At 60.8% G+C, this 19996-nt stretch carries 16 protein-coding genes; 5 read left to right on the top strand and 11 right to left on the bottom strand.

Annotated elements, in window-relative coordinates; all coding sequences use genetic code 11:
- A partial coding sequence (locus VC35_RS05140) for a VCBS domain-containing protein (protein WP_221174475.1) occupies window positions 1-1221 on the bottom strand: 1221 nt, incomplete at its 3' end.
- Window positions 1222-1310: 89 nt separating this feature from the next.
- Window positions 1311-1598, bottom strand: a complete 288-nt coding sequence (locus VC35_RS05145; protein WP_046038195.1) for a PilZ domain-containing protein — start codon at window positions 1596-1598, stop codon at window positions 1311-1313.
- Between the two features lie 201 nt (window positions 1599-1799).
- Between VC35_RS05145 and VC35_RS05150 the strand changes: the two genes are divergently transcribed.
- On the top strand, window positions 1800-2465 hold the full coding sequence (locus VC35_RS05150; protein ID WP_046038196.1) for a LuxR C-terminal-related transcriptional regulator: 666 nt from the start codon (window positions 1800-1802) through the stop codon (window positions 2463-2465).
- Window positions 2466-2649: 184 nt separating this feature from the next.
- On the opposite strand, the gene VC35_RS05155 is transcribed toward VC35_RS05150, so the two are convergent.
- On the bottom strand, window positions 2650-3552 hold the full coding sequence (locus tag VC35_RS05155; protein WP_046038197.1) for a LysR substrate-binding domain-containing protein: 903 nt from the start codon (window positions 3550-3552) through the stop codon (window positions 2650-2652).
- A gap of 136 nt (window positions 3553-3688) precedes the next feature.
- On the opposite strand from VC35_RS05155, the gene VC35_RS05160 reads away from it, so the two are divergent.
- From VC35_RS05160 to speB, 4 genes are all read left to right on the top strand, one after another.
- On the top strand, window positions 3689-4888 hold the full coding sequence (locus tag VC35_RS05160) for an agmatine deiminase family protein (protein WP_223514614.1): 1200 nt from the start codon (window positions 3689-3691) through the stop codon (window positions 4886-4888).
- Window positions 4889-5211: 323 nt separating this feature from the next.
- The gene (locus tag VC35_RS05165; RefSeq protein ID WP_259674425.1) at window positions 5212-6501 is read left to right on the top strand and encodes a polyamine ABC transporter substrate-binding protein; all 1290 of its coding nucleotides are present in this window, start codon (window positions 5212-5214) and stop codon (window positions 6499-6501) included.
- A gap of 118 nt (window positions 6502-6619) precedes the next feature.
- On the top strand, window positions 6620-8329 hold the full coding sequence (locus VC35_RS05170) for an amidase (protein WP_046038198.1): 1710 nt from the start codon (window positions 6620-6622) through the stop codon (window positions 8327-8329).
- 146 nt (window positions 8330-8475) lie between these two features.
- A complete protein-coding gene (gene speB, locus VC35_RS05175) occupies window positions 8476-9432 on the top strand; it encodes an agmatinase (protein WP_046038200.1) in 957 nt (318 codons plus the stop codon).
- A 255-nt stretch (window positions 9433-9687) separates the two neighbouring features.
- On the opposite strand, the gene VC35_RS05180 is transcribed toward speB, so the two are convergent.
- The 8 genes from VC35_RS05180 to VC35_RS05215 all read right to left on the bottom strand — a co-directional run bounded on the left by VC35_RS05180 (window position 9688) and on the right by VC35_RS05215 (window position 19992).
- A complete protein-coding gene (locus tag VC35_RS05180; protein WP_046038372.1) occupies window positions 9688-11454 on the bottom strand; it encodes an FAD-binding protein in 1767 nt (588 codons plus the stop codon).
- 135 nt (window positions 11455-11589) lie between these two features.
- Window positions 11590-12780: a 3-ketosteroid-9-alpha-monooxygenase, oxygenase component gene (locus VC35_RS05185; protein ID WP_046038201.1), complete on the bottom strand. Its 1191-nt coding sequence runs from the start codon at window positions 12778-12780 to the stop codon at window positions 11590-11592.
- A gap of 124 nt (window positions 12781-12904) precedes the next feature.
- The gene (locus tag VC35_RS05190; RefSeq protein WP_080925265.1) at window positions 12905-14107 is read right to left on the bottom strand and encodes a flavin-dependent monooxygenase; all 1203 of its coding nucleotides are present in this window, start codon (window positions 14105-14107) and stop codon (window positions 12905-12907) included.
- Window positions 14108-14221: 114 nt separating this feature from the next.
- On the bottom strand, window positions 14222-15109 hold the full coding sequence (locus tag VC35_RS05195; protein WP_046038204.1) for a VOC family protein: 888 nt from the start codon (window positions 15107-15109) through the stop codon (window positions 14222-14224).
- Window positions 15110-15150: 41 nt separating this feature from the next.
- Complete coding sequence (locus tag VC35_RS05200; protein WP_046038206.1) at window positions 15151-16182, bottom strand: ferredoxin--NADP reductase; 1032 nt, start codon at window positions 16180-16182, stop codon at window positions 15151-15153.
- Between the two features lie 71 nt (window positions 16183-16253).
- Entirely contained in the window at window positions 16254-17105 is an 852-nt protein-coding gene (locus VC35_RS05205; RefSeq protein ID WP_046038208.1) for an alpha/beta fold hydrolase, read from the bottom strand.
- Window positions 17106-17435: 330 nt separating this feature from the next.
- Window positions 17436-18587, bottom strand: a complete 1152-nt coding sequence (locus VC35_RS05210; RefSeq protein ID WP_185754740.1) for a helix-turn-helix transcriptional regulator — start codon at window positions 18585-18587, stop codon at window positions 17436-17438.
- A 160-nt stretch (window positions 18588-18747) separates the two neighbouring features.
- The gene (locus tag VC35_RS05215; RefSeq protein ID WP_185754741.1) at window positions 18748-19992 is read right to left on the bottom strand and encodes an NADH:flavin oxidoreductase; all 1245 of its coding nucleotides are present in this window, start codon (window positions 19990-19992) and stop codon (window positions 18748-18750) included.
- Between the last annotated feature and the right edge of the window lie 4 nt (window positions 19993-19996).

The following is a 19996-nucleotide window of genomic DNA, read 5'->3' on the forward strand; positions in this document are numbered from 1 at the left end:
GATGTCGGCGGACAGCACGGCGGCGTCGTTGCTGCCGGTAATGGTGATGGTCACGTTCTTGGTCACCGTCGCCCCGAAGTCGTCGGTCAGCGTCACCGTGAACACTTCGGTCTTGGTCTGACCCGCGGCCAGGTACTGCGCCGCGCTGTTGTCCAGCGTATAGCTCCAGCCCACGCTGCCCGCCGCGTCGTTCGTGCTCTCGTCGCTGACATTGGCCACCAGCGTACCCAGTGCACCGGCCGGCGCGCTCACGCTGGTCACATGGGCGTGATCGGCCAGGTCCACGTCGCCGAAGGCGAAGCTGCCGCTGGTCACCGTGGTGCCGTCTTCGGCCACCGCTGCGCTTTCGACCTCGGCCGCCGTCACCGTTGGCGCGTCATTGGTGCCGGTGATGGTGACGGTCACATTCTGCGTTACCAACGAACCATGACCATCGCTGATGGTGACCAGGTAAGTTTCGGTTACTGTCTGTCCCTGGGCCAGGTACTGCGCCGCCGCAGTGCTCAGGTTGTATGTCCATTGCACCGAACCGTTGGCCGCGTTCGCTGCTTCGCTTACCTCCGAGAGCACGAACGTACCAAGATGAGTAGCATTGCCCTCCGCCGGCGCGGACGTCGCCATGTGCGTGTCACTCAGGTCGACGTCATTGAAGTTAATTGTGCCGCTGGCCGTCAGCGAGTCGGTCGTGCTCGCAGTGGTGTCGGCGTCTTCGGTCACCATGCCGGCCTGCACGCCGAGGCTGATCGTCACACCATCATTCACGCCCGAGAACTGCACTGTCGCGGTGGCCCAACTGAGCGTTCCGTTGCCCAGACGCATCGCATAGGTAAAGCTGTCCGTCAGGAACTCGCCAGCAGAAAGCGCCTGGAGTTGCTCCTTGAACGCAGTAGTGAAAGTAGTGGCATCGTAGCCGACCTTACCGTCGGAGGTGATCCAGATCTTTGCACCATTCAAACTGGTGTCAGAACTCATCGCCTCAGCCCTCGCCGTATCCTGGACCAGGAGGTCGGCCGGAGCATAAGCCTTGGTGGCAGTAGGATCGCTCACCGCATTGTCGAGTGACCAGAGTGTCTTCGCGTTACCGCCGAGGTCATTGGACATGACGTCCCAATACATGACTCCCTGCAGATTTTCATTGGTGGTGAAGACGTCATCCTTCGCCTGCGGCGTGTTGGAAAACGAGGTAACGGTTCCGCCGCTGGTAGTTGTAGTGCTAGCCATGTCTTTCTCCCTAAGAAGTCACCCTGAGCAAAAAACCGCTGTGGGCCGCTAACAGCCACAAGCCGATTCTTCCCCAACCCACGAACACTTCACTCCACCGGTACCAGCCGGCTGGCCAGTAGCTTCACACCCACCCCCGCCCTGCCGCCCTGCGGCTCAATACGCACGATTTGTCCTTGCGCCTTGAACGTCATGGGGCCGCCGGGAGTGTCGAGCTCGATCTCGAAGTCAATCAAGCTACCCACCTGCTGCTCGCTATCGGTTTCGAAATACAAACCGGAGGCGCTGATGTCACGGGTGACACCGTTGCCCCCACCGATCAGTTGCAGCGATAAGGTGACTTGTTCACGGGGCTCAATTCGGTGTGTGTCTTTCATGACCGCAGTCTAAAAACGACCGCTGTGTTTTACATGAGCGCGTCATCCCTTTTTTCTGGGAGTCAATCACCCATAAAAACAGTGTTTTATGGGACAAATGTCATGGGAGGGGGAGCTGAAGCGCTATAGAAAAAAGCTACGGGCTGCAACGATTGCTATCATGATCAGCTAACACAACCGCCTAAAGAGGCAGCGAGCCGCATGCCAATTCAAGTCCTGTTAGTAGCTCTACCGCTCGTGGCCTGGGGCCTTGAGCGTCTGGTGGAAAGCGCTCAACCGAGGTTGGCATTGGCGGGTTCCACGGCGTCGGTGGCGCAATACCTGCTATCGCTGCACCTATACACACCAGATGTGGTGGTATTGGACCTGGACAGCGAGGACTGTATCGAGTCGCTGGCCGACCTGCACAGCCGGACCAAAGCCAAGATTCTGGTTGTGTCAGGGTCGAGTGACTTGGCACTGCATGACAGTGCGGTGCTGGCGGGCGCACGAGGCGTGGTGGATAAGCGGGAGTCGGCATCCGCATCAACATTGCTCAAAGCCATAGAAAAAGTGCATGAAGGCGAACTCTGGATTGACCGCAATGCGACCAGCCGTATCTTCCTTGAACTGGCGCGCAAGAAAACCGAGCGCGATATTGACCCGGAGCAACACAAAATCGCCAAGCTGACGCGCCGCGAGCAGCAAACCATTGCATCGCTGGCCAGCGACCCCTCAGCCCCTGGCAAGTTGGTGGCCGAGAAACTGCACATCAGCGAGCACACGCTGCGCAACCATTTGACATCGATCTACAGCAAGCTGGGCCTGACGAACCGCGTAGATCTCTACGCCTACGCACACAAGCATGGGCTTTCTACAGACGACTGAGGGCGGCGGCAACACGCCCGATCTACCCCACCCCTCTCCAACATAGGGCCACAGTGGGAGGCACCACTTCATTCAAATCGGTGTTTACACACTCTGGGCCAAAAGCAGCCGCTCAAGACTCCTAAAAATCCAGAGGTCATTCAGCTTTGTGCTGAGCCACGTGAACGTTACCCCCCAACAACGCCTACGGGTAGGCCGGGACGACCTTTGCCTGCTCTATCAGCCAATCGATGAGCAAAGCTATCTCAGGGATATCGCGACTCTCCTCGTTGCAGATACAGAAATAATCCATCCCCGTCGGCACCTTCAGTGCAAAGGGCTGCACCAGGCGTCCCTCATCCAGATCGCGCAACGAGTTGATCTCGTCGCTGAGTGCAACGCCATAGCCATCTCGCGCCGCCTGCAGGGCAATGCCGAAATCTTCTAGATGGACATCGGCATCTCCTGGGTAAGGCAAGCGCGCCTCAAGCAGCCAGCGCCGCCATTGAGCGCCGTCATCCTCATGCAAGAGGCGGTGGTGAATAAGGTCGGACGGCTGCTTGAGCGCGCGCGGGCCGCGCAGCAGTTGCGGGCAGCAGACGGGAAACATATGCAGGCTTTGCAGTGGCCGCCACCAGAAACCCTCCCACGTCGGAGCGTCGTAGAGCACGGCGATATCGGCCCTGCGCCAGTCCACCTCACTGATGTCGTCGGCAGTAATGACGCGTAGGTGAATGTGCGGATGTTCTGCACGAAAGGCGAACAACTTCGGCATCAGCCAGGCCGCGCCAAAAATCGGTTCCGTGGAAATGGTCAGGACTTTCGTCGCCGGTTCCTGGAAGTACGCCTCGGAAATCTGTCGCACCCCTTCGGTGATCTCGCCGATGCCGCGGGCTACCGAGCGTTGTAGCGCCAGGCCTCGTTCGGTCAGCACCAGGAAGCGGCCCTGCTTGTAGAAAAGATCGATGCCGAGTGAGCGCTGTAACGCTCTTATCTGCTGGCTGACAGCCCCGGCGGTGACATGCAGCTCAGCGGCGGCCGCACCGACATGGCCCAGCCTTGCAACACATTCAAATACGCGAAACGCATGGAGCGGAGGTAAGGGCATGCGGGTCTACCGTTTAGTTTTTATACCTGTTTTATCGGCAATTTATATAGATTGATTGCGCCTTGAGCAACCGCAAAGATTCAGCGAAGGCTTGGTAAATGAGATATCTGGCTGGATAACCTGGGGGACTCGTTACATGGATAAAGAACAAGACATTCAGTTGGCAACAGAGCAGTTGATGGCAAATCAAGCCGCGATGGAGGGGCCTACGAATCCGGGAAGGCGCCGGTTCAATATGGGCGCGTTAGTGGCTATTACTGCAACTGCCATCGGTACATCAGTGCTTGGACGCCTGGCCCGAGCGGCGGAGTCCAACCCTGCCTCCGATGGCTATCGGGTGCCCGCAGAGTGGGAGCCACACCAGAGCGTGTTGATGGCGTACCCCTATGACAAGAGCTACAAGGACCAGCTGAAACCCATGCAGGATTCTGTCATCAACGTAGCGAATGCCATTGCGCAGTTCGAGCCAGTCTTGATGATGGCGATGACCGGCTATACCGAGGTTGTACGCAAGCGCTGCGGCCCTAACGTTACTGTTATCGAGAATCCATACAACGATTGCTGGACCCGTGATACCGCGCCAGTTTTCGCGCTGAGCCCATCAGGACGCGACATGCTGGGACGAGATTTCATTTTCAACGGCTGGGGCAACAGGTGGGCGGCTACCCTGGATGATCAATTGCCCACCGGCGTGTGCTCCACCCTTAACGTACCTAAATCAACAGTCAACATGGTCTTTGAAGGTGGCGCCGTGATTACCGATGGGCAGGGCACGCTCATTACCACCGAACAGTGCCTGCTCAATCCCAATCGGAATCCGAGCATGACGAAGGCACAAATCGAGACCGCGCTGCTGCGTGCCTACAACGCGACCAAAATGATCTGGCTGCCGTATGGGGTGTACGGCGACGACGGCGCTGCCGCTACCGATGGGCATGTCGACCTGGTTGCTGCCTACATCGAGCCAGCCCATCTGCTATTGAATTACCCGTCGGACCCAAACAACCCCAACGTGCCCAGGATGGCGGCAAACCTGACAGTGCTGCAACAAAGCACCGATGCAAGGGGCCGTCCCTTCAGGATTACCAAGATGCCCGTCCAGCCAACATTCAAGGTGTCAGGCCTGACGGTGGAGAACTTCAGCTACATCAACTTCTACAAATCCAACGTCGGCATCGTGGTTCCTACTTCAAGCACTCCTGCAGATGAGATTGCCTTGAATCTCTTCCGGGAGATTTTTCCGGGACGGCCAGTCGTGGGTGTCGATGGCACCATCCTTGCCAACAATGGCGGTGGTGTGCATTGCATCACCCAACACATTCCTGGTGTCGGTTAGTTCTGAAAAGAATTGCTCCCTATGAGGCGCAAGCAATAGCCAGAGTACTTTCCCTCGCAGGGTTGGTCCAGTTCGGCTGATCCAGCCCTGCGAGGGGAATCACTGCCCAACTCCAAGAAGATGACGTGCCCGCGTTTGTGCATGTCGCTGCCTGGTGCATCCCGTCAGCGTCTGCACGAAGCGCAGGAGACATCGGTTTGAGACCTTATCGTTTAGTTTTTTTGCTTTAATTTCTTGCAATTTATATAGATTGATTGTGATTAGAGCAACCGCAACAATTCATCCGGAGCTAGGCCAAAGACAATAATTCAAAAGGTGGTCCTATGAAGTACAAGCAGCAACAGCCGTGGCAAAAAATCGATATTGGAGCGGACTCGGTATCCTGGCGCGCCGCCCGCGTTGGAGTCGGCAGCCTGCGTGCCGTCCTGCTGAAAGCTCTGACGATGCTTGCTGGCCCGGCGCTGGCAGCCGAACGAGTGGGCACCATCTCCCAAAGCTGTGAGAAATTGATCAAGCATCAACTCCCCCGTTCGCTCCTCGCTACGATCTGCAGCCTCGGCCTGCTGACCGCTAACGCTCATGCGCAAGAGCGCACCCTGCGTGTCTACAACTGGTTCGACTACGTCGCCCCGCAGACCCTGGACAACTTCAAGAAGGAGAATGGCGCAAAGCTGGTCTACGACATCTTCGACAGCAACGAAACCCTGGAGGCCAAACTACTCACCGGCAACTCCGGCTATGACGTGGTGGTGCCGTCCGACAGTTTCCTCGCCAAGCAGATTCAGGCCGACGCTTTCCAACCACTCGACCGCAGCAAGCTACCCAACTGGAAGCACCTGGACCCGCAACTGATGAAGCTGATCGAAGCCAACGATCCGGGTAACCGCTTCGCCGTGCCTTATATGTACGGAACCGTGCTGATCGGGTTCAACCCGGCCAAGGTCAAGGCTGCGCTCGGCGAGAACGCGCCGGTGGACAGCTGGGATCTGATCTTCAAGGAAGAGAACATTGCCAAGCTCAAGCAGTGCGGCGTGGCCCTTCTCGATTCGCCGACGGATATGATCCCCATCGCCCTCCACTACCTGGGCCTGCCACCCAACAGCACTCAGGCCAAGGACTACGAGAAGGCCGAAGAACTGCTGAAAAAGATCCGCCCCAACGTCGCCTACTTCCATTCCTCAAAATACATGACCGATATCGCCAATGGTGACATCTGCGTGGCCGTGGGTTACTCCGGCAGCTTCTCCCAGGCGGCCAATCGTGCCAAGGAGGCCGGCAACGGCGTGGTGGTGGACATGCGCTTGCCCAAGGAAGGCGCTCCGGTCTGGTTTGACGTGCTGGCCATCCCCAAGGATGCGAAGAACCCGGATGATGCCCATGCCTTTATCAACTACCTGCTGCAGCCGCAGGTGATTGCCCCGATCAGCGACTTCGTCGGTTATCCCAACCCGAACAAGGACGCCACTGCCCTGGTCAGCCCGGAAATCCGCAACAACCCCAATCTCTACCCCTCCGCCGAGATCCAGACTTCTCTATTCGCGCTGGTGCCACTGCCGTCCAGTGCAGAACGCGCTCGCACCCGTGCATGGACCAAGCTCAAGTCGGGAACCTGACAGTAAATAGCGCTGCGTCAGTGAGGCCCAACGGAACCAGGCACATGGCCGATGCGGTTTCGCTGGCACGCGGCGCCAATCAAGTCACCTTGCAGACCCAGTAGCCAGTGGTAACAGCATGATTGAAGTAACCGAAGTTTCCATTGCCGAGCTGCGCGCAGCCCTCGAAGCTGGCCGAACCACGGCAGTTGAGCTGGTCCAGGCCTATCTCTCAAGGATCGATGCCTACGACGGCCCCAACACGCCCACCGCCCTCAACGCGGTGGTGGTGCGCAACCCGAATGCGCTTGAAGAAGCGCAGGCCTCCGACGTCCGTCGTGCCCGTGGCGAGACCCTCGGCCCGCTCGATGGTATTCCCTATACAGCCAAGGACAGCTACCTGATCAAAGGCCTGACCGCGGCGTCCGGCAGCCCGGCCTTCAAGGACCTGGTCGCCTATCGCGATGCGTTCACCATCGAGCGCTTGCGCGGCGCCGGTGCGATCTGCCTGGGCAAGACCAATATGCCGCCCATGGCCAATGGCGGCATGCAGCGCGGCGTGTATGGCCGTGCCGAGAGCCCGTACAACGCGGACTACCTAACTGCGCCCTTCGCGTCGGGCTCATCCAACGGCGCAGGCACGGCCACCGCCGCCAGTTTCGCCGCCTTCGGCCTTGCTGAGGAAACCTGGTCGAGCGGTCGCGGACCTGCCTCAAACAATGGTCTGTGCGCCTATACACCGTCGCGCGGGGTGATCTCGGTGCGCGGCAACTGGCCACTGACGCCAACCATGGATGTAGTCGTGCCCTATGCCAGGACCATGGCCGACCTGCTCGAAGTACTCGACGTGGTGGTGGCCGAAGACGCCGACAAACGTGGGGACCTGTGGCGCTTGCAGCCTTGGGTGCCGATCCCCGGCGTCGCTTCGGTGCGCCCCGCTTCCTACCTGGAACTGGCTGCAAGGCCCGCCGCACTCGCCGGCAAGCGCTTGGGCGTACCGCGCATGTACATCAACGCCGACCCCGACGCGGGCACCAGCAAAGCGCCGGGTATCGGGTGGGCGACAGGCCAGCGGATCAACACCCGTCCCTCGGTGATCGCCCTCTGGGAAAACGCGCGAAAGACTCTGGAAGCGGCCGGTGCCGAAGTGGTCGAGACGGACTTCCCGCTGGTCTCCAATTGCGAGGGCGATCGACCTGGGGCGCCGACAGTGTTCACCCGCGGCCTGGTGTCCAAGGAATTCCTCCATCACGAACTGTGGGACCTGACCGCCTGGGCATTCGATGACTTCCTGCAGGCCAACGACGATCCCAAACTAAACCGTCTGGCGGACGTCGACGGCCCGCAGATTTTTCCGCACGCCCCAGGCGCTCTGCCTGACCGCGAAGATGGCCCGGCCATTGGCATGGACGAATACGTGCGCATAGCGGAGCGTGGCATCGCCCCGTGGGATCAGATCGCCACGCTGTCTGATGGCCTACGCGGGCTGGAGCAGACCCGGCGTATCGATCTTGAGGAGTGGATGGATCGGCTGGGGCTCGACGCGGTGATTTTCCCGGCGGTCGCCGACGTGGGCCCGGCGAATGCCGATGTCGATCCGCAATCGGCGGATATCGCCTGGAGCAACGGCGTCTGGGTCGCCAATGGCAACCTCGCCATCCGTCACCTCGGCGTGCCAACGGTCACCGTGCCGATGGGCGTGGTGCCGGACATCGGCATGCCCGTCGGCCTGACGTTTGCCGGTCGCGCCTACGACGACTCAGCGCTGCTGCGCCTGGCGTCGGCATTTGAGGCCACCGGATCGAAGCGCTTGATCCCGGTGCGAACCCCACCCTTGCCAGGCGGCTGAAAACCGCAATGGGTTTGGCGCGATAAAGCGCCAATCCAGCCCGGTCACGGCAAGCCCGAGCAACAAAAATCAACCTCTACCCCAGCGAGCACCGCGTGAGCGTATGCATGCCTGGGTCAGCTTCAGTAACTCGCATTGAGAATCCCATGCTAAATGACAATTCGATAATCGATCAGGCGATGACGCGTGACAGCCTGTATGGCACCCATGGTGAACCGACCTACGGTGGTATCACCAGCTTTATGCGGCGTCGCTACACCCGCGATTTGCGTGGCGTGGATATCGCCATTAGCGGCATCCCGTTCGATACCGCGACCAGCAATCGATCGGGCAGCCGCTTCGGACCGAGGGCCATCCGCGAGGCATCGGTACAGTCCGCCTGGGCGCGTCACTGGCCTTGGGAATTTGACCCGTTCGATCTACTCGCTTGTGTCGATTATGGCGATTGCTATTTCGATTACGGCACCCCGGAGCAGACCCCTGCGGCGATCAGGGCCCATGCCGAGCGGATTCTGGCGGCGGGTACTGCGATGCTGACCCTGGGCGGCGATCACTTCATCAGCTATCCGCTGCTGCAAGCGCACGCGGCCAAGTATGGTCCACTTTCCTTGATCCATTTCGATGCGCACCACGACCTGGAGTTCGACGGCGAGGACAAGCGCATCGACCACGGTTCGATGTTCTATCACGCCGTCCGCGAAGGGCTGGTTGATCCTGCACGATCCATCCAGATTGGCCAGCGCACAACCAATGACGACGTCATGGGCTTTCAGGTGCTGAATGCCAGCGAGGTGCATGATCGCTCTACCAGGGAACTGGCGGAGATTATCCGGGCGCGCGTTGGCGAGCATCCGGTCTATCTCACCTTCGATATCGACTGCCTCGACCCGGCATTTGCCCCAGGCACGGGGACGCCGGTCTGCGGTGGACTATCGAGCCATCAGGCCTTGGCGATTCTGCGAGGCCTGCGCGGTATCAACCTGATCGGCATGGACGTGGTGGAGGTAGCACCGCCCTATGACCACGCGGAGATTACTGCGCTTGCGGGGGCCGCGATAGCGATGGAGATGATCTGTCTGTATGCCGCGCGGCATAAGCTGTAACCCAGTGGTCTGGACAGCTACAAACATTTTTCGACCAGTTGCTCTCATGACGGCAACTTGGCCGATTTCTGCCTGTCGCCACCGTCAACTTCACGCCCTGAGGAAGTCAGTCAACCAAAATCGAGGTTCTTCAGGAGCGATGAACCACACTTCCTCAAGGCATTCAAATAGGTGGTTTCATCGTAGAGCGTCCTAGTCTGCCAGACCCGGTACAGAATCCGAATCCACTTAAACGCCAGTGCGCGTACGGCAACCCTAAGTCAAATCTAAAGGCAAATACTGGGGTTTAGTCAGACAGGGCTCCCTGGTCGCCTGGTTGCTGGCATGCCTGGCCGCACGGCGCCCGGAAAACACACAATCCGCGGCAGACAGTCCACTCACATACAGGTTCGATGGAAGTCCGATTGCCGTACGACCGGCTGCATACAAGCCGGTGATCCGGGTGCGGTCCTCGCGCAACACCTGACCGCTGTCCTCATCAACCCGCAGGCCGCCTACCGTCATGGCAGAACATGGGAAGAGCTTGCTCGAGGCCGAAACATCCACGGCATAGAACGGTCCTTCGCTAAGAGCGTGGCATTCCGAGCGACTCTTGCCGAACTCGTCTGGTTCCAGCCCTTGGGCTGCCCGGTTGTAGCGGGCCGCGGCCTCCCGAAGGTTGGCCGCCGGCATCCCGAGCTTTTCGGCCAGACCTTCCAGAGTGCTCGCCTTGCGGGTCTGGAAGAGCAGCGCCAGCACCAGGGGCAGACGCATGAAGGGAAACAGGTTCTCCAGCACTGCAGACTTCCAGGCACCGCGGTAAAGCGTCCGGTCGAGGATGATGTAGCCCCGGCCCTGCTGATGCTCGTTCATCTTGAGGCCGATAGCCGCGCCATAGAGTTCCTCGTTTACGAAGCGCTGCCCCTGGCTGTTGACGAGAATGCCCTTGGGCCACTGAGAGGGTGGGTTTATGAAGCGCCAGCTGCTCACCCGCTCCATCAGCGCAGCCTCTCCCCCCACACTCTGGCCCAGGCGGATGCCACTACCGTTGTCCCCGCCAGGGGAACCCATCGCCATATTGGAGATGTACTTGGGAGAATGGGCGGCAAGCATCTGCCGGTTCCAGATGAACCCGCCGGCACTCAAGCACACCCCGCGCGAAGCCCGGATACGCTGGACGACGCCATGCTGGCGCTGCAGCTCGTCGGCCTTGCGCCAGTAACGTTCGGCCTTGCGCTCCAGACGGGCGAATCCCGGCATCGATGAGGGGAGCTTCTGCAGCAGTTGCCGGGCCATCTCCTGCGCATCCATGTACGCCTGGGTATGCGGCGAGTCGGGTGGCATCCGGATGACCACCAGCCCAACCACCTCCCCTCTTGCGCAAAGCACCAGACGGCGAGCTTCGGTTCGTGGCCAGAACTCCACCCCCTGGGCTCGCGCCCGTTGCTGCAGGGGCTCGGTCAGATGAACACCGAAGCCTACCGCCTGATTGATCGGCGGATGCCAGTACTTGTGTCCCCGTGGCGCAGGCTTGGCAACTGCCGCACAGGACTCGGCCAGCGAGCTGTCGGAGTGGTAGAGAAAATAGCCGGAAGGCGGATAGAAAGTCTTCTTCGTGTAGTAGGTGCTGTCGAACCGTACCCCATGCCCCTGCAGCCATTCCAGATCGGCCACACTACCTTCGCAGAAGCGGCGGAGTGTTTGCGGGCTGACCACGTCCTGTACCTCAAGGTTCAAGTAACGGTACATAGCCTCGACACTGTCCGTAACGCCTGCCGCACGCTGAATCGGTGTGCCGCCCCCGGCATAAAAAATGCCGCCGTTCATCGCCGTCGCCCCGCCGCCACCAAAGGCATCGACCGCCAGCACTTTCAGACCTTTTTCCGCCGCCTGCAAGGCCGCGCTGATGCCTGCGCCGCCATAGCCGACCACGGCGAAGTCGGTGGTGACATCCCATGCGACCTGGTCAGGGCTCTCCACCCGTTCCGGCGCCTCGATACGACTGAACCATTGAGGCGAGTGCGGGCCAAAATCGGACGACATGGCGTACTCCATGATGCTGCCTCTCTATCGAAGAGGCTGGTGTGAGGATGACCGGCTGCGCTGCAGTGCCCCGCACCGAAGGCCAGCCGGAAACAGGAAATCGGGGCACCGCTCCAGTGCGGTGCCCCTCGTACATCAGTCTTGCGACTTGGCTGCCGCCGGAGGTGCGTACTGAGCGAGCTTTTCGGCAGCCTGCTGGTCCCACACGGGTTGTGCGTGGCGGGTGTCGGTTTCGGCCTCGAAGCGGTTGACCATTTCCGGCTTGATATCGGCAATGTCCTCGAAGAACTGCTGGTACCAGCGACGCAGTTGGTACAACGGACCGTCGCTGTCGCAGAGCAGCGGATTGTCGATGCGGGTCTTGGTACGCCAGATCGCCACGTCCTGCAGGGTGCCCACGCGATACGCCTCGGCTACGGCAGCGGCGCGAGCGGCATTGTGCTCGGGCGGCAGCATCGGGCTATTGCGGGTGATAAAGCCCATGTGCAGTACGAACTTGTTCGCATGAACCGGGTAGTGCGCGAGGATTTCATAGGTCTCTATCGGCTCGTTGCCCGGAATATTGGTCAGCAAGCGCGACACCAGATAGGAGGGACCATGGTAGGTCGTTTCTCCACGTGAAAAGCCATCCAGCTTGCTCAGATCACCGGTATAGGCGGCATCCTTCTGATAGCCGGGTTGCTCTGGTTGCGGCCCCATCTCCAGGTACTGGGTGGCGAAATGGTCCTCGAAGACGTTCTTGAAGTAGGTGCTGCCGCCACCCATGCCCTCGCCATGCACGTAGAAGAAATGCGCGACATCGACCAGATTGTCGACCAGCTCCCGACTGTTGGTATCGACCTCATGGGTTGACCAGGACCAGTTGCTCCAGTCATCGCTGAAAGCGCCTTTCAGGTGGGGAATGATCACATCCGGCGGTGGCGGATTGCCCTCGGGGTCGTGCCAGACGAACAGCTGCTTGTTTTCCTCGCAGGTAATGAAACTCTGCGTGCGCGCGCGCGGCGGCACGCGCTTGGCATAGGGGATGGCCGCGCACTTGCCGTCACCGGCCCAGCGCCAGTCATGGAAGGGGCAGGCGATGGTGTCGCCCTTGATGGTGCCCTCGCCCAGGTTACCGCCCAGGTGCGGGCAGAAGGCGTTGATGACATTGAGCTTCTTGTTGTGTTCGCCCTCGAACACTACCAGCTTGAGGCCGAATGCCTCGAAGGTATGCGGTTTGCCATCACGGAACTGTTCACTCAGCCCCAGGCAGTGCCAACCGCGGGCAAAACGTTCGCACTGGTCGCTCACGATGATGTGCGGTTTCTCGTTGGCCAGGTTGCTCATAAAGAACTCCAGTCGTTTTTATTGTTTGCAGGCTAAAGACAGTGGTTGTCGCGAGACCCGTGTCCACCCTCTGTCTATCCCGGGAATACCAGTGGGTCGGGGGTATGTCCCCGACCCCGGGGCGTTACAGGAAAAAATCCAGGCTCTGCTGGCCCAACTGCACCTTGGCCCAGTTCGTGCCGAACATCTGGAACTGATTGGCGGCATGCTGGCGACAGACATTGATGTCGGCAAGAAAGCGCCCATACGGGTTTCGGGTGTAGACCGCCGCACCGCCGGCTGCCTTGAACAGGCGCGAAGCCAGCTCCGCGACGCGCTCTGGCGGGTAGCTGGCCTGGAAGCGATACTTCACCCGCTCCTCGATCGGCGGAACCTCGCCCCGCTCGGCATAACCTTCGAGCGCCTCGAAGTTGCGCTTGAGCACCAGAGTCAGCTCGTCGATGGTGTTGATCGCTTCAGCGATCGCCAGCTGCGCTACCGAGTCGTCGCTGGTTTTGGCGCCCACGACGTTGACACGGGTCTTGGCGGTCTCCACGAAGCTGTCGACCATGCCGCGCAACGCCCCGATCGAGGCCGTGGACACCGCCCGGCTGAATACCTGGCCGAATGGCATGCGATACAGCGCCGCGGTATTCAGCTGGTTGCCGGGGCTGTTGCAGGTAAAGCCGTCGATCATCTTGTGCGTGCGGTACTCCGGCACAAAGGCATCCTTGATGACGATATCCTTGCTACCGGTCCCCTTCAGGCCCGCGGTATGCCAGGTATCGACGATTTCGTAGTCCTTGCGTGGAATCAGCCAGGTGCGCGCATCAATAGGTTGCCCCTCGGCAGTTTCCACCAGGCCACCGAGGAACACCCAGTCGCAGTGGTCGCAACCACTGGAATAGCCCCAGCGCCCGCTGAACAGGAAGCCGCCCTCGACAGGCTTGGCACGACCCGTGGGCATATAGGAAGAAGAGATCCGGACATTGCTGTCCTCGCCCCATACTTCCTGCGCCGCACGGTCATCGAACAGCGCCATCTGCCACGCATGTACCGCGACCACCGAGTAGACCCAGCCCACCGACATGTCGCCTTCGGCCAGGATCATGACGATGTCATAGAACACCTTGGGACTCATCTCGTAGCCGCCATAGCGCTTGGGCTGCAGCACGCGGAACAGCCCTGCGGCCTGCAGGTCGGCAATGGTCTCCTGCGGCAGACGGCGGTTCTCGTCGCCCAGCGCCGCTCGCTCGCGCAACACCGGAACCAGGGCCCGGGCTCGGGCGATCAGCTCTTCGCTGCCGGGAATGTTCGCGGCAGGCTGTTTCATCTCGACTGTTTGCATTGTTCTTGACTTCCCAAGTAGTGAATCCCGCTTTGGCGCAAGGGTGGCCACAGGCTCATGTTCCATAACAAAAGGCCCCCGGCGCGCCCTGCATCAGGAGTAGATGGCGCTAAATCACGAGGCCGGTGGAGCGGCCCACTGGTGCCCCCAATGGCTGCCACGGGTCGTTTCGAAAACCGTGTGATCGTTCTCCCAGTCCACAACCATGCCGCCGCAGCCGAACTCCAGGGCGAAGCCGCCCGGTGTCCAGACGTAGAACGAAACCATATCGTCGTTGACGTGGCGTCCAAGCGTGGCCGCCAGCGGGACCTTGTGCCGGGCGATGCGGTCCAGCGCGCGACCCACATCATCGAGCCCTGGCACCTCCATCATGATGTGCACGCAGCCACTGGGCTGGGGCATCTCGGCCAATGCCAGGCTGTGCTGGCGGGGGTTGCAGTGCAGGAAGTGGATGCGCGCCCGGTACTCGGGCGAGAGCTGGACATGCAGCATGTCGGACAGCTGGAATCCGCAGACGTCGGTCCAGAACTGCTTCGTTTCTTCGAACTTCATCGACGGCAGCACCACGTGCCCCATACCCATGGGACCGGTGACGAAACGCTCGACGCCGACCGGCGAAACGAAGGGTGCGAAGTCCGAGATCGGTCCCCAGGTCACCTCTTGCCGGTTCCCGGACGGGTCCACGAAGGAAAACATCCCGGTGACGCAACGAAGATGTCGATCGAACGGCGTCGACTCGACGATCTCCACACCCGCCCTGACGAGCGATTCTCTCGACGCGAGATACTGCTCCTCGGAGGCAGTCTCCCAGCCCGCCGCATAAAGGCCGTCTCTCGCCCCCGGCAAAACCAGGATGCGATAGCGGCGACCATCAGCCTTCAGATACAGCGCGCCGTCCTCGCCCGACTCTTCGGCCAGGCCGATAATCTGGCTGCCAAAGAAACGCCACTTTTCGATATCAGTGGACTCGACTACCGCGTAAGCGAATTGATTGATGCTCATGAGCCTCTCCCTAATGATGTTTCTTGTTTTTCACCCAAACGTCAGCCGTCGAAGCTGACCGAGACCTTGTCGCTCAGTGGTCGAGCCTGGCAGGCCAGCACCCAGCCCTCGGCCAGATCGACGGCACTCAGCACCTCGTTGCTACGCATGCTCACCTCGCCCTCCGCCACCCGGCACATGCAGGCACTGCAGCGCCCCTCGCGACAGGAGAAGGGCGCACCGACCCCCGCCCCGAGCAGGGCATCCAGCAAATCGACATCCGGACTCCAGGGCAGCACGTGATGCTCGCCGTCGAGCTGGGCCATGAGTTCAACCCGAGGGCCGTCGGCAGCCGCCGCGGGGGCATCGGCCAAGACGCCGGGGTCGCTGCTCAGCGAAACAAAACGCTCGACATGAATCCGACTGCGCTCCACGTTCAGGTCAAGCAGCGTCTGCTCCACGGCATCCATGAAGGGGCCGGGGCCACAGACGAAGGCGTGCGCATCCAGGCGCCCGTGGCAGATGCCGGCCAGTTGCGCCGCTGTCGGCAACCCCTGAACTGACTCCAGCCAGTGCATGACCGTGAGGCGTTGCGGGTAAGCACGCCCCAGTTGCTGCAACTCATCGCGGAAGATCACCGAACGCTCATCGCGGTTGGCGTAGAACAGCTGAACCCGACCGCGGCCCTGGTGCAGACAGGACTTGATAATCGACATCACCGGCGTGATGCCGCTGCCGCCGGCGAACAGCAGGAAATCGACATCCAGAGAAGCCGGACAGAACACCCCGGCTGGCGGCAATACTTCCAAGACGTCGCCGGCGCGCAGGTTGTCGCAAATCCAGTTGGAACCCAGACCATCGCGTACACGCTTGATGGTGACCTTCAGTGCAGCGTCCACCGCCGGCGCACTCGCCAGCGAATAGCATCGTGCGACGCTCTGCCCCTGGACAGGGATGCGCAGCGTCAAGAACTGGCCCGGCTTGTAAGCGAATGCCCGTGGCTCCACGGGAGAGGCAAACACGATCGACTTGCTATCGTGCGTTTCCTCGATGACCTCGGCCACCTGGAGTCGGAGATAAAGGGACGTCGACATAACTTCAACTCTTGCGCTAGCAACGGAGCCGAGCTCCATCACGTGCTCCCCGACTGGCGAGCACCCCTGACTCAGCCGAGGAAATCCAGGACTTCCCGGTTGAAGTAGTCCGGCTCCTCGAGCATGAACCAGTGCCCGGAACGGCCGGAGATCACCACCCGCACATCCTCGACCTGCTCCGCGACGATCAGGGCATGGCGCACCGGCAGGAAGTTGTCCTTCTGCCCCCACAGGCACAGCACTGGCATCTTCAGCTCGGCCAGGCGCTCGGTGAGCACCTCGACCTTGATCGTGGCGTACACCGCCAGGGGCTGTTCGAGCCAGATCGGCAGGCGCGAATCGATTACCTCCTCAGTGATCGTCTGTGGCGAGGCAACAATGTGATGCAGCAGCTCACGGAAGGACTCGCGATCGGTCTTGCGCCCCTGGATCAAGGAGGCCATGCAGCGCAGCCCGCTCATCTGGGCGGCCCATAATGCAGGCTCCTCGACCCCGCCCGGGCCCATCACCACGAGCTTGCTGATCTGCTCCGGGTAGGTCAGGCCGTACTGGAAGGCGATGGCCCCCCCCATGGAATTGCCGATCAGCACCGCACGGGTCACGTTCTTCTTGCTCAGCAGCTCGTGCAGCAGCTCCACTTGCAAGGTGGATGTGTAGTGGATGTCTTGCGGCTTGTCCGAAAGCCCGTAACCCAGGAGATCCGGGATCAGCACGTGAAAGCCCTGCTCGGCGAAGAACGGGAAGTTCAGGTGGAAATTGCTGTAACCGCTCGCGCCTGGACCACTGCCGTGCAGGAAGACCAGCGTCGGGCGCTCCGCCGAGACCTGGCCAACTTCGTGACAATGCACGCGATAGGAATCACCCACCTCGATGAAATGGCCCACCGGAATCGGCGATCGAGAAGCTTCTGGTTGCAAGGACATAACCGTTCTCCACATGTTGTTATGGCCTGACTATGCTGCGGCAACCGCGCGCTCCGCATGATCCGCATGCAGTAGACGTTCAAATTTAGTTCGCTGCGAAAAGCCACCGGGCAGTGCCAGGTGCAGTTCATCGACGGCGGCTGCCAACCGGACAGGGAAGCCCTACCCTGCTGGGCGATAACTTCGGGGACGGGATTTTCGAGATGAAGGGATTGGTCACGGCAGCGGTGCGCGTGAGCGCGCGCACCGCGTCCTTGCCGATACTGCGAGGTGGTTGTATGCAGGCGAGCGCGGGGCGAAGTTGACGCCGTGTCGCCGCCACCCTACCCGCTAGCCTGCCGGGCTGGGAGTCGAAAGGCAGATCACCCCATTGAGCACCAGCCTGACCAGCTCCGCCTGCCGAGTCACCCCGGCCTTGGCGAAGATCGCGCGCAGGTGCGTGCGCGCAGTGTTACGCCGGATACCCAGCAACTCTGCCGCCTCGTCCAGCGACAGCCCGTTGGCCAGCTCCATCGCCAGGTTCGCTTCGGCGGGGGTGAACTCGAACACCTGGCGCATGATTTCACGCGGCGCCGTGGTTTGTGCATCCGGGTCGCAGACGAAGATCATCCAGGCCGGGCGGCATTTACCTTCGGACCCCTCGCGCAGGGGGATGCTCCTGACCACCAGCCCCAGCTTGCGTTTGCCGGAGGCCCGGGAGATGGACATCACCTGCGCCGCCGGGCCCGCCGAGTTGATGAGCTCCTGGAGCATGCTGCGCTCGTTGCGGTAATAGGCTTCCACACCATTTCCCGCCCGCTTCAGGCCATCGCTGTCATTGAGCAGCGACTGGGCAACATGGTTGCAGCGCAGCACCTTTTGATTCTCGTCGAGCACGATCGCACCGATATGCAACCGATTGAGCGCACCTTCATAAAGCTCGCTCTGGGTCTCCTGCAGCTCGATACGGGCGGCCAGGCTCAGCGCCTGGCTGAAGTGTTCGAGGAGGTCGCTCAGGCGAATCTTGTCGTCCTCGGTGAAGGCCGGTTGACTGGCCATACGATACATACGGATGCGGCAGACAGTGCCATTACCCGAAACGATATTGGCGCCCAGGCCATAGAGAGGCCCACCCTGCCCTATGAATCGCTGATAGAAGTCCGATGCCAGCCAATTGTCCACCCCGAGATAATCAGCGATGGTCACGACACGGCCGATCGGCAGCTCGAGGAAGGGGTCCAGGGTCCAGAAATGGGCACGATAGGCATCCTCGACTTCCGGATTCTTCGGCTGGCATACCAGGAACCCCAGGTCCGAACTGGTGGAAGGTCGAATCACGATGATTGCGCTGGAGGATTCCATGTAGGCGGCGAGATGCCGCACTGTGTCGCGCCAGGGGTCATCGCCGAGCAGACCGCGGTAGATAGCGAGCGTCATCCGGTTCTGATCGACCCGCCCGACCATGTCATGAAGCTCCTGGGTGTCCACTTCCAATGTGCGCATCCCCGGCCTGGGGAATATTGCCGGCAGAACCTCCCAAGCGTCGGGGGTGCCCTGTTTGTTTGGGTTGACTGCGCGCGATGTCTTCCTGGCATGCATCACAATTACCTCTGGTTATTGTTGTTTTAAGGTCACTAGTGTTTACGTCAACGAAAGCATGCGGTCAATCTGCCGGGAGCGCTCTGGCGAGGAGCGGATCGTTAGCCCCGTTCATCACGCAACGTACGCCATTCGGATCATAGATGCCCATCACGCAACGGTTGCAGCTTGTGCACCCTGAATGCAACAGGCGTCCGTCGGCCAACTTGTTGACGAAATCAGCATCGTGAATGAGGGCCCTGGCAAGGGCGATGGCGTCGAAGCCTTCCTCCATCACTCGCTCGGCGGAGGATAGCGACTTCACCCCGCCCACCAGCGCCAGCGGCATGGAGACTGCCTTGCGGATCCGCCGGGCACTCTCAAGGAAGTAAAGTTCACGAAAAGACAGGTCTTTGGGCTGTTGCAATCCCAGCACCCAGGGCCCGATACGGGACAGCCCGCGCGCATGCGCCCGCATATCGTCAATGGGCATGGGGCTGCCGAACAGCGCCCAGGGGCTATACACGTTGTGGCCGCCACTGAGCGTCAGCATATCGGCACCGTCGCGCTCGAGGATTTTCGCCGTGACTGCCGCCTGCTCCGCATCGATACCGCCGCGCGCCGCGTCCGTCTGGTTGAGCTTGCAGGTCACGGCCATCCGCCCACCGACAGCGTCCTTGACCCGACGCAGCACCATGGCCGGAAAGCGGCTACGCGCTTCAACACTGCCACCATACCGGTCGCGGCGGCGATTGCTCAGGGGCGACAGGAACTGATTCAGCAGGTAGCCGTGGCCCATATGGATCTCGACAGCGTCGAACCCGGCTTCCCGAGCCAGCATGGCCGACTCGGCGAATTCATTGACGACCCGGTGCATATCGGCCTCGTCCATCGCCTTCTGGAACAGGATGCCATGGAGAAACCCAAAGGCATTGAATCCGGAAGATGCAGTCCTGGGGTAGCCGCGCGCCGGCTTCAACATCGAAAAGGAGCCGCCATGAGTGATCTGCAGGCAGGTTGCGGCCCCCTCGGCGTGGACGGCATCGGTCAGCACCCGCAGATGGCGCACCACACCTCTCGTCATGTGGAGTTGATGGCGGAAGGTTCGCCCCTGCGCCGACACCGCGCCATAGGCGACGGTGGTCATACCAACGCCCCCTGCCGCGATGTCCCGGTGGTGCTTGACCAGGGCCTTGGTAGGCATGCCATCGGGCGTCATTCCCTCGTTGGCGCCCGCCTTGATGAAACGGTTGCGCAAGGTAAGCGGGCCCAGCTTGAACGGCGAGAACGGGGACGGCATTTCCGTGGTCCTGCCGGTCACGTTGTCCATGCCA

The sequence above is a fragment of the Pseudomonas fluorescens genome (genome assembly GCF_000967965.1).
GTDB lineage: Bacteria > Pseudomonadota > Gammaproteobacteria > Pseudomonadales > Pseudomonadaceae > Aquipseudomonas > Aquipseudomonas grandcourensis.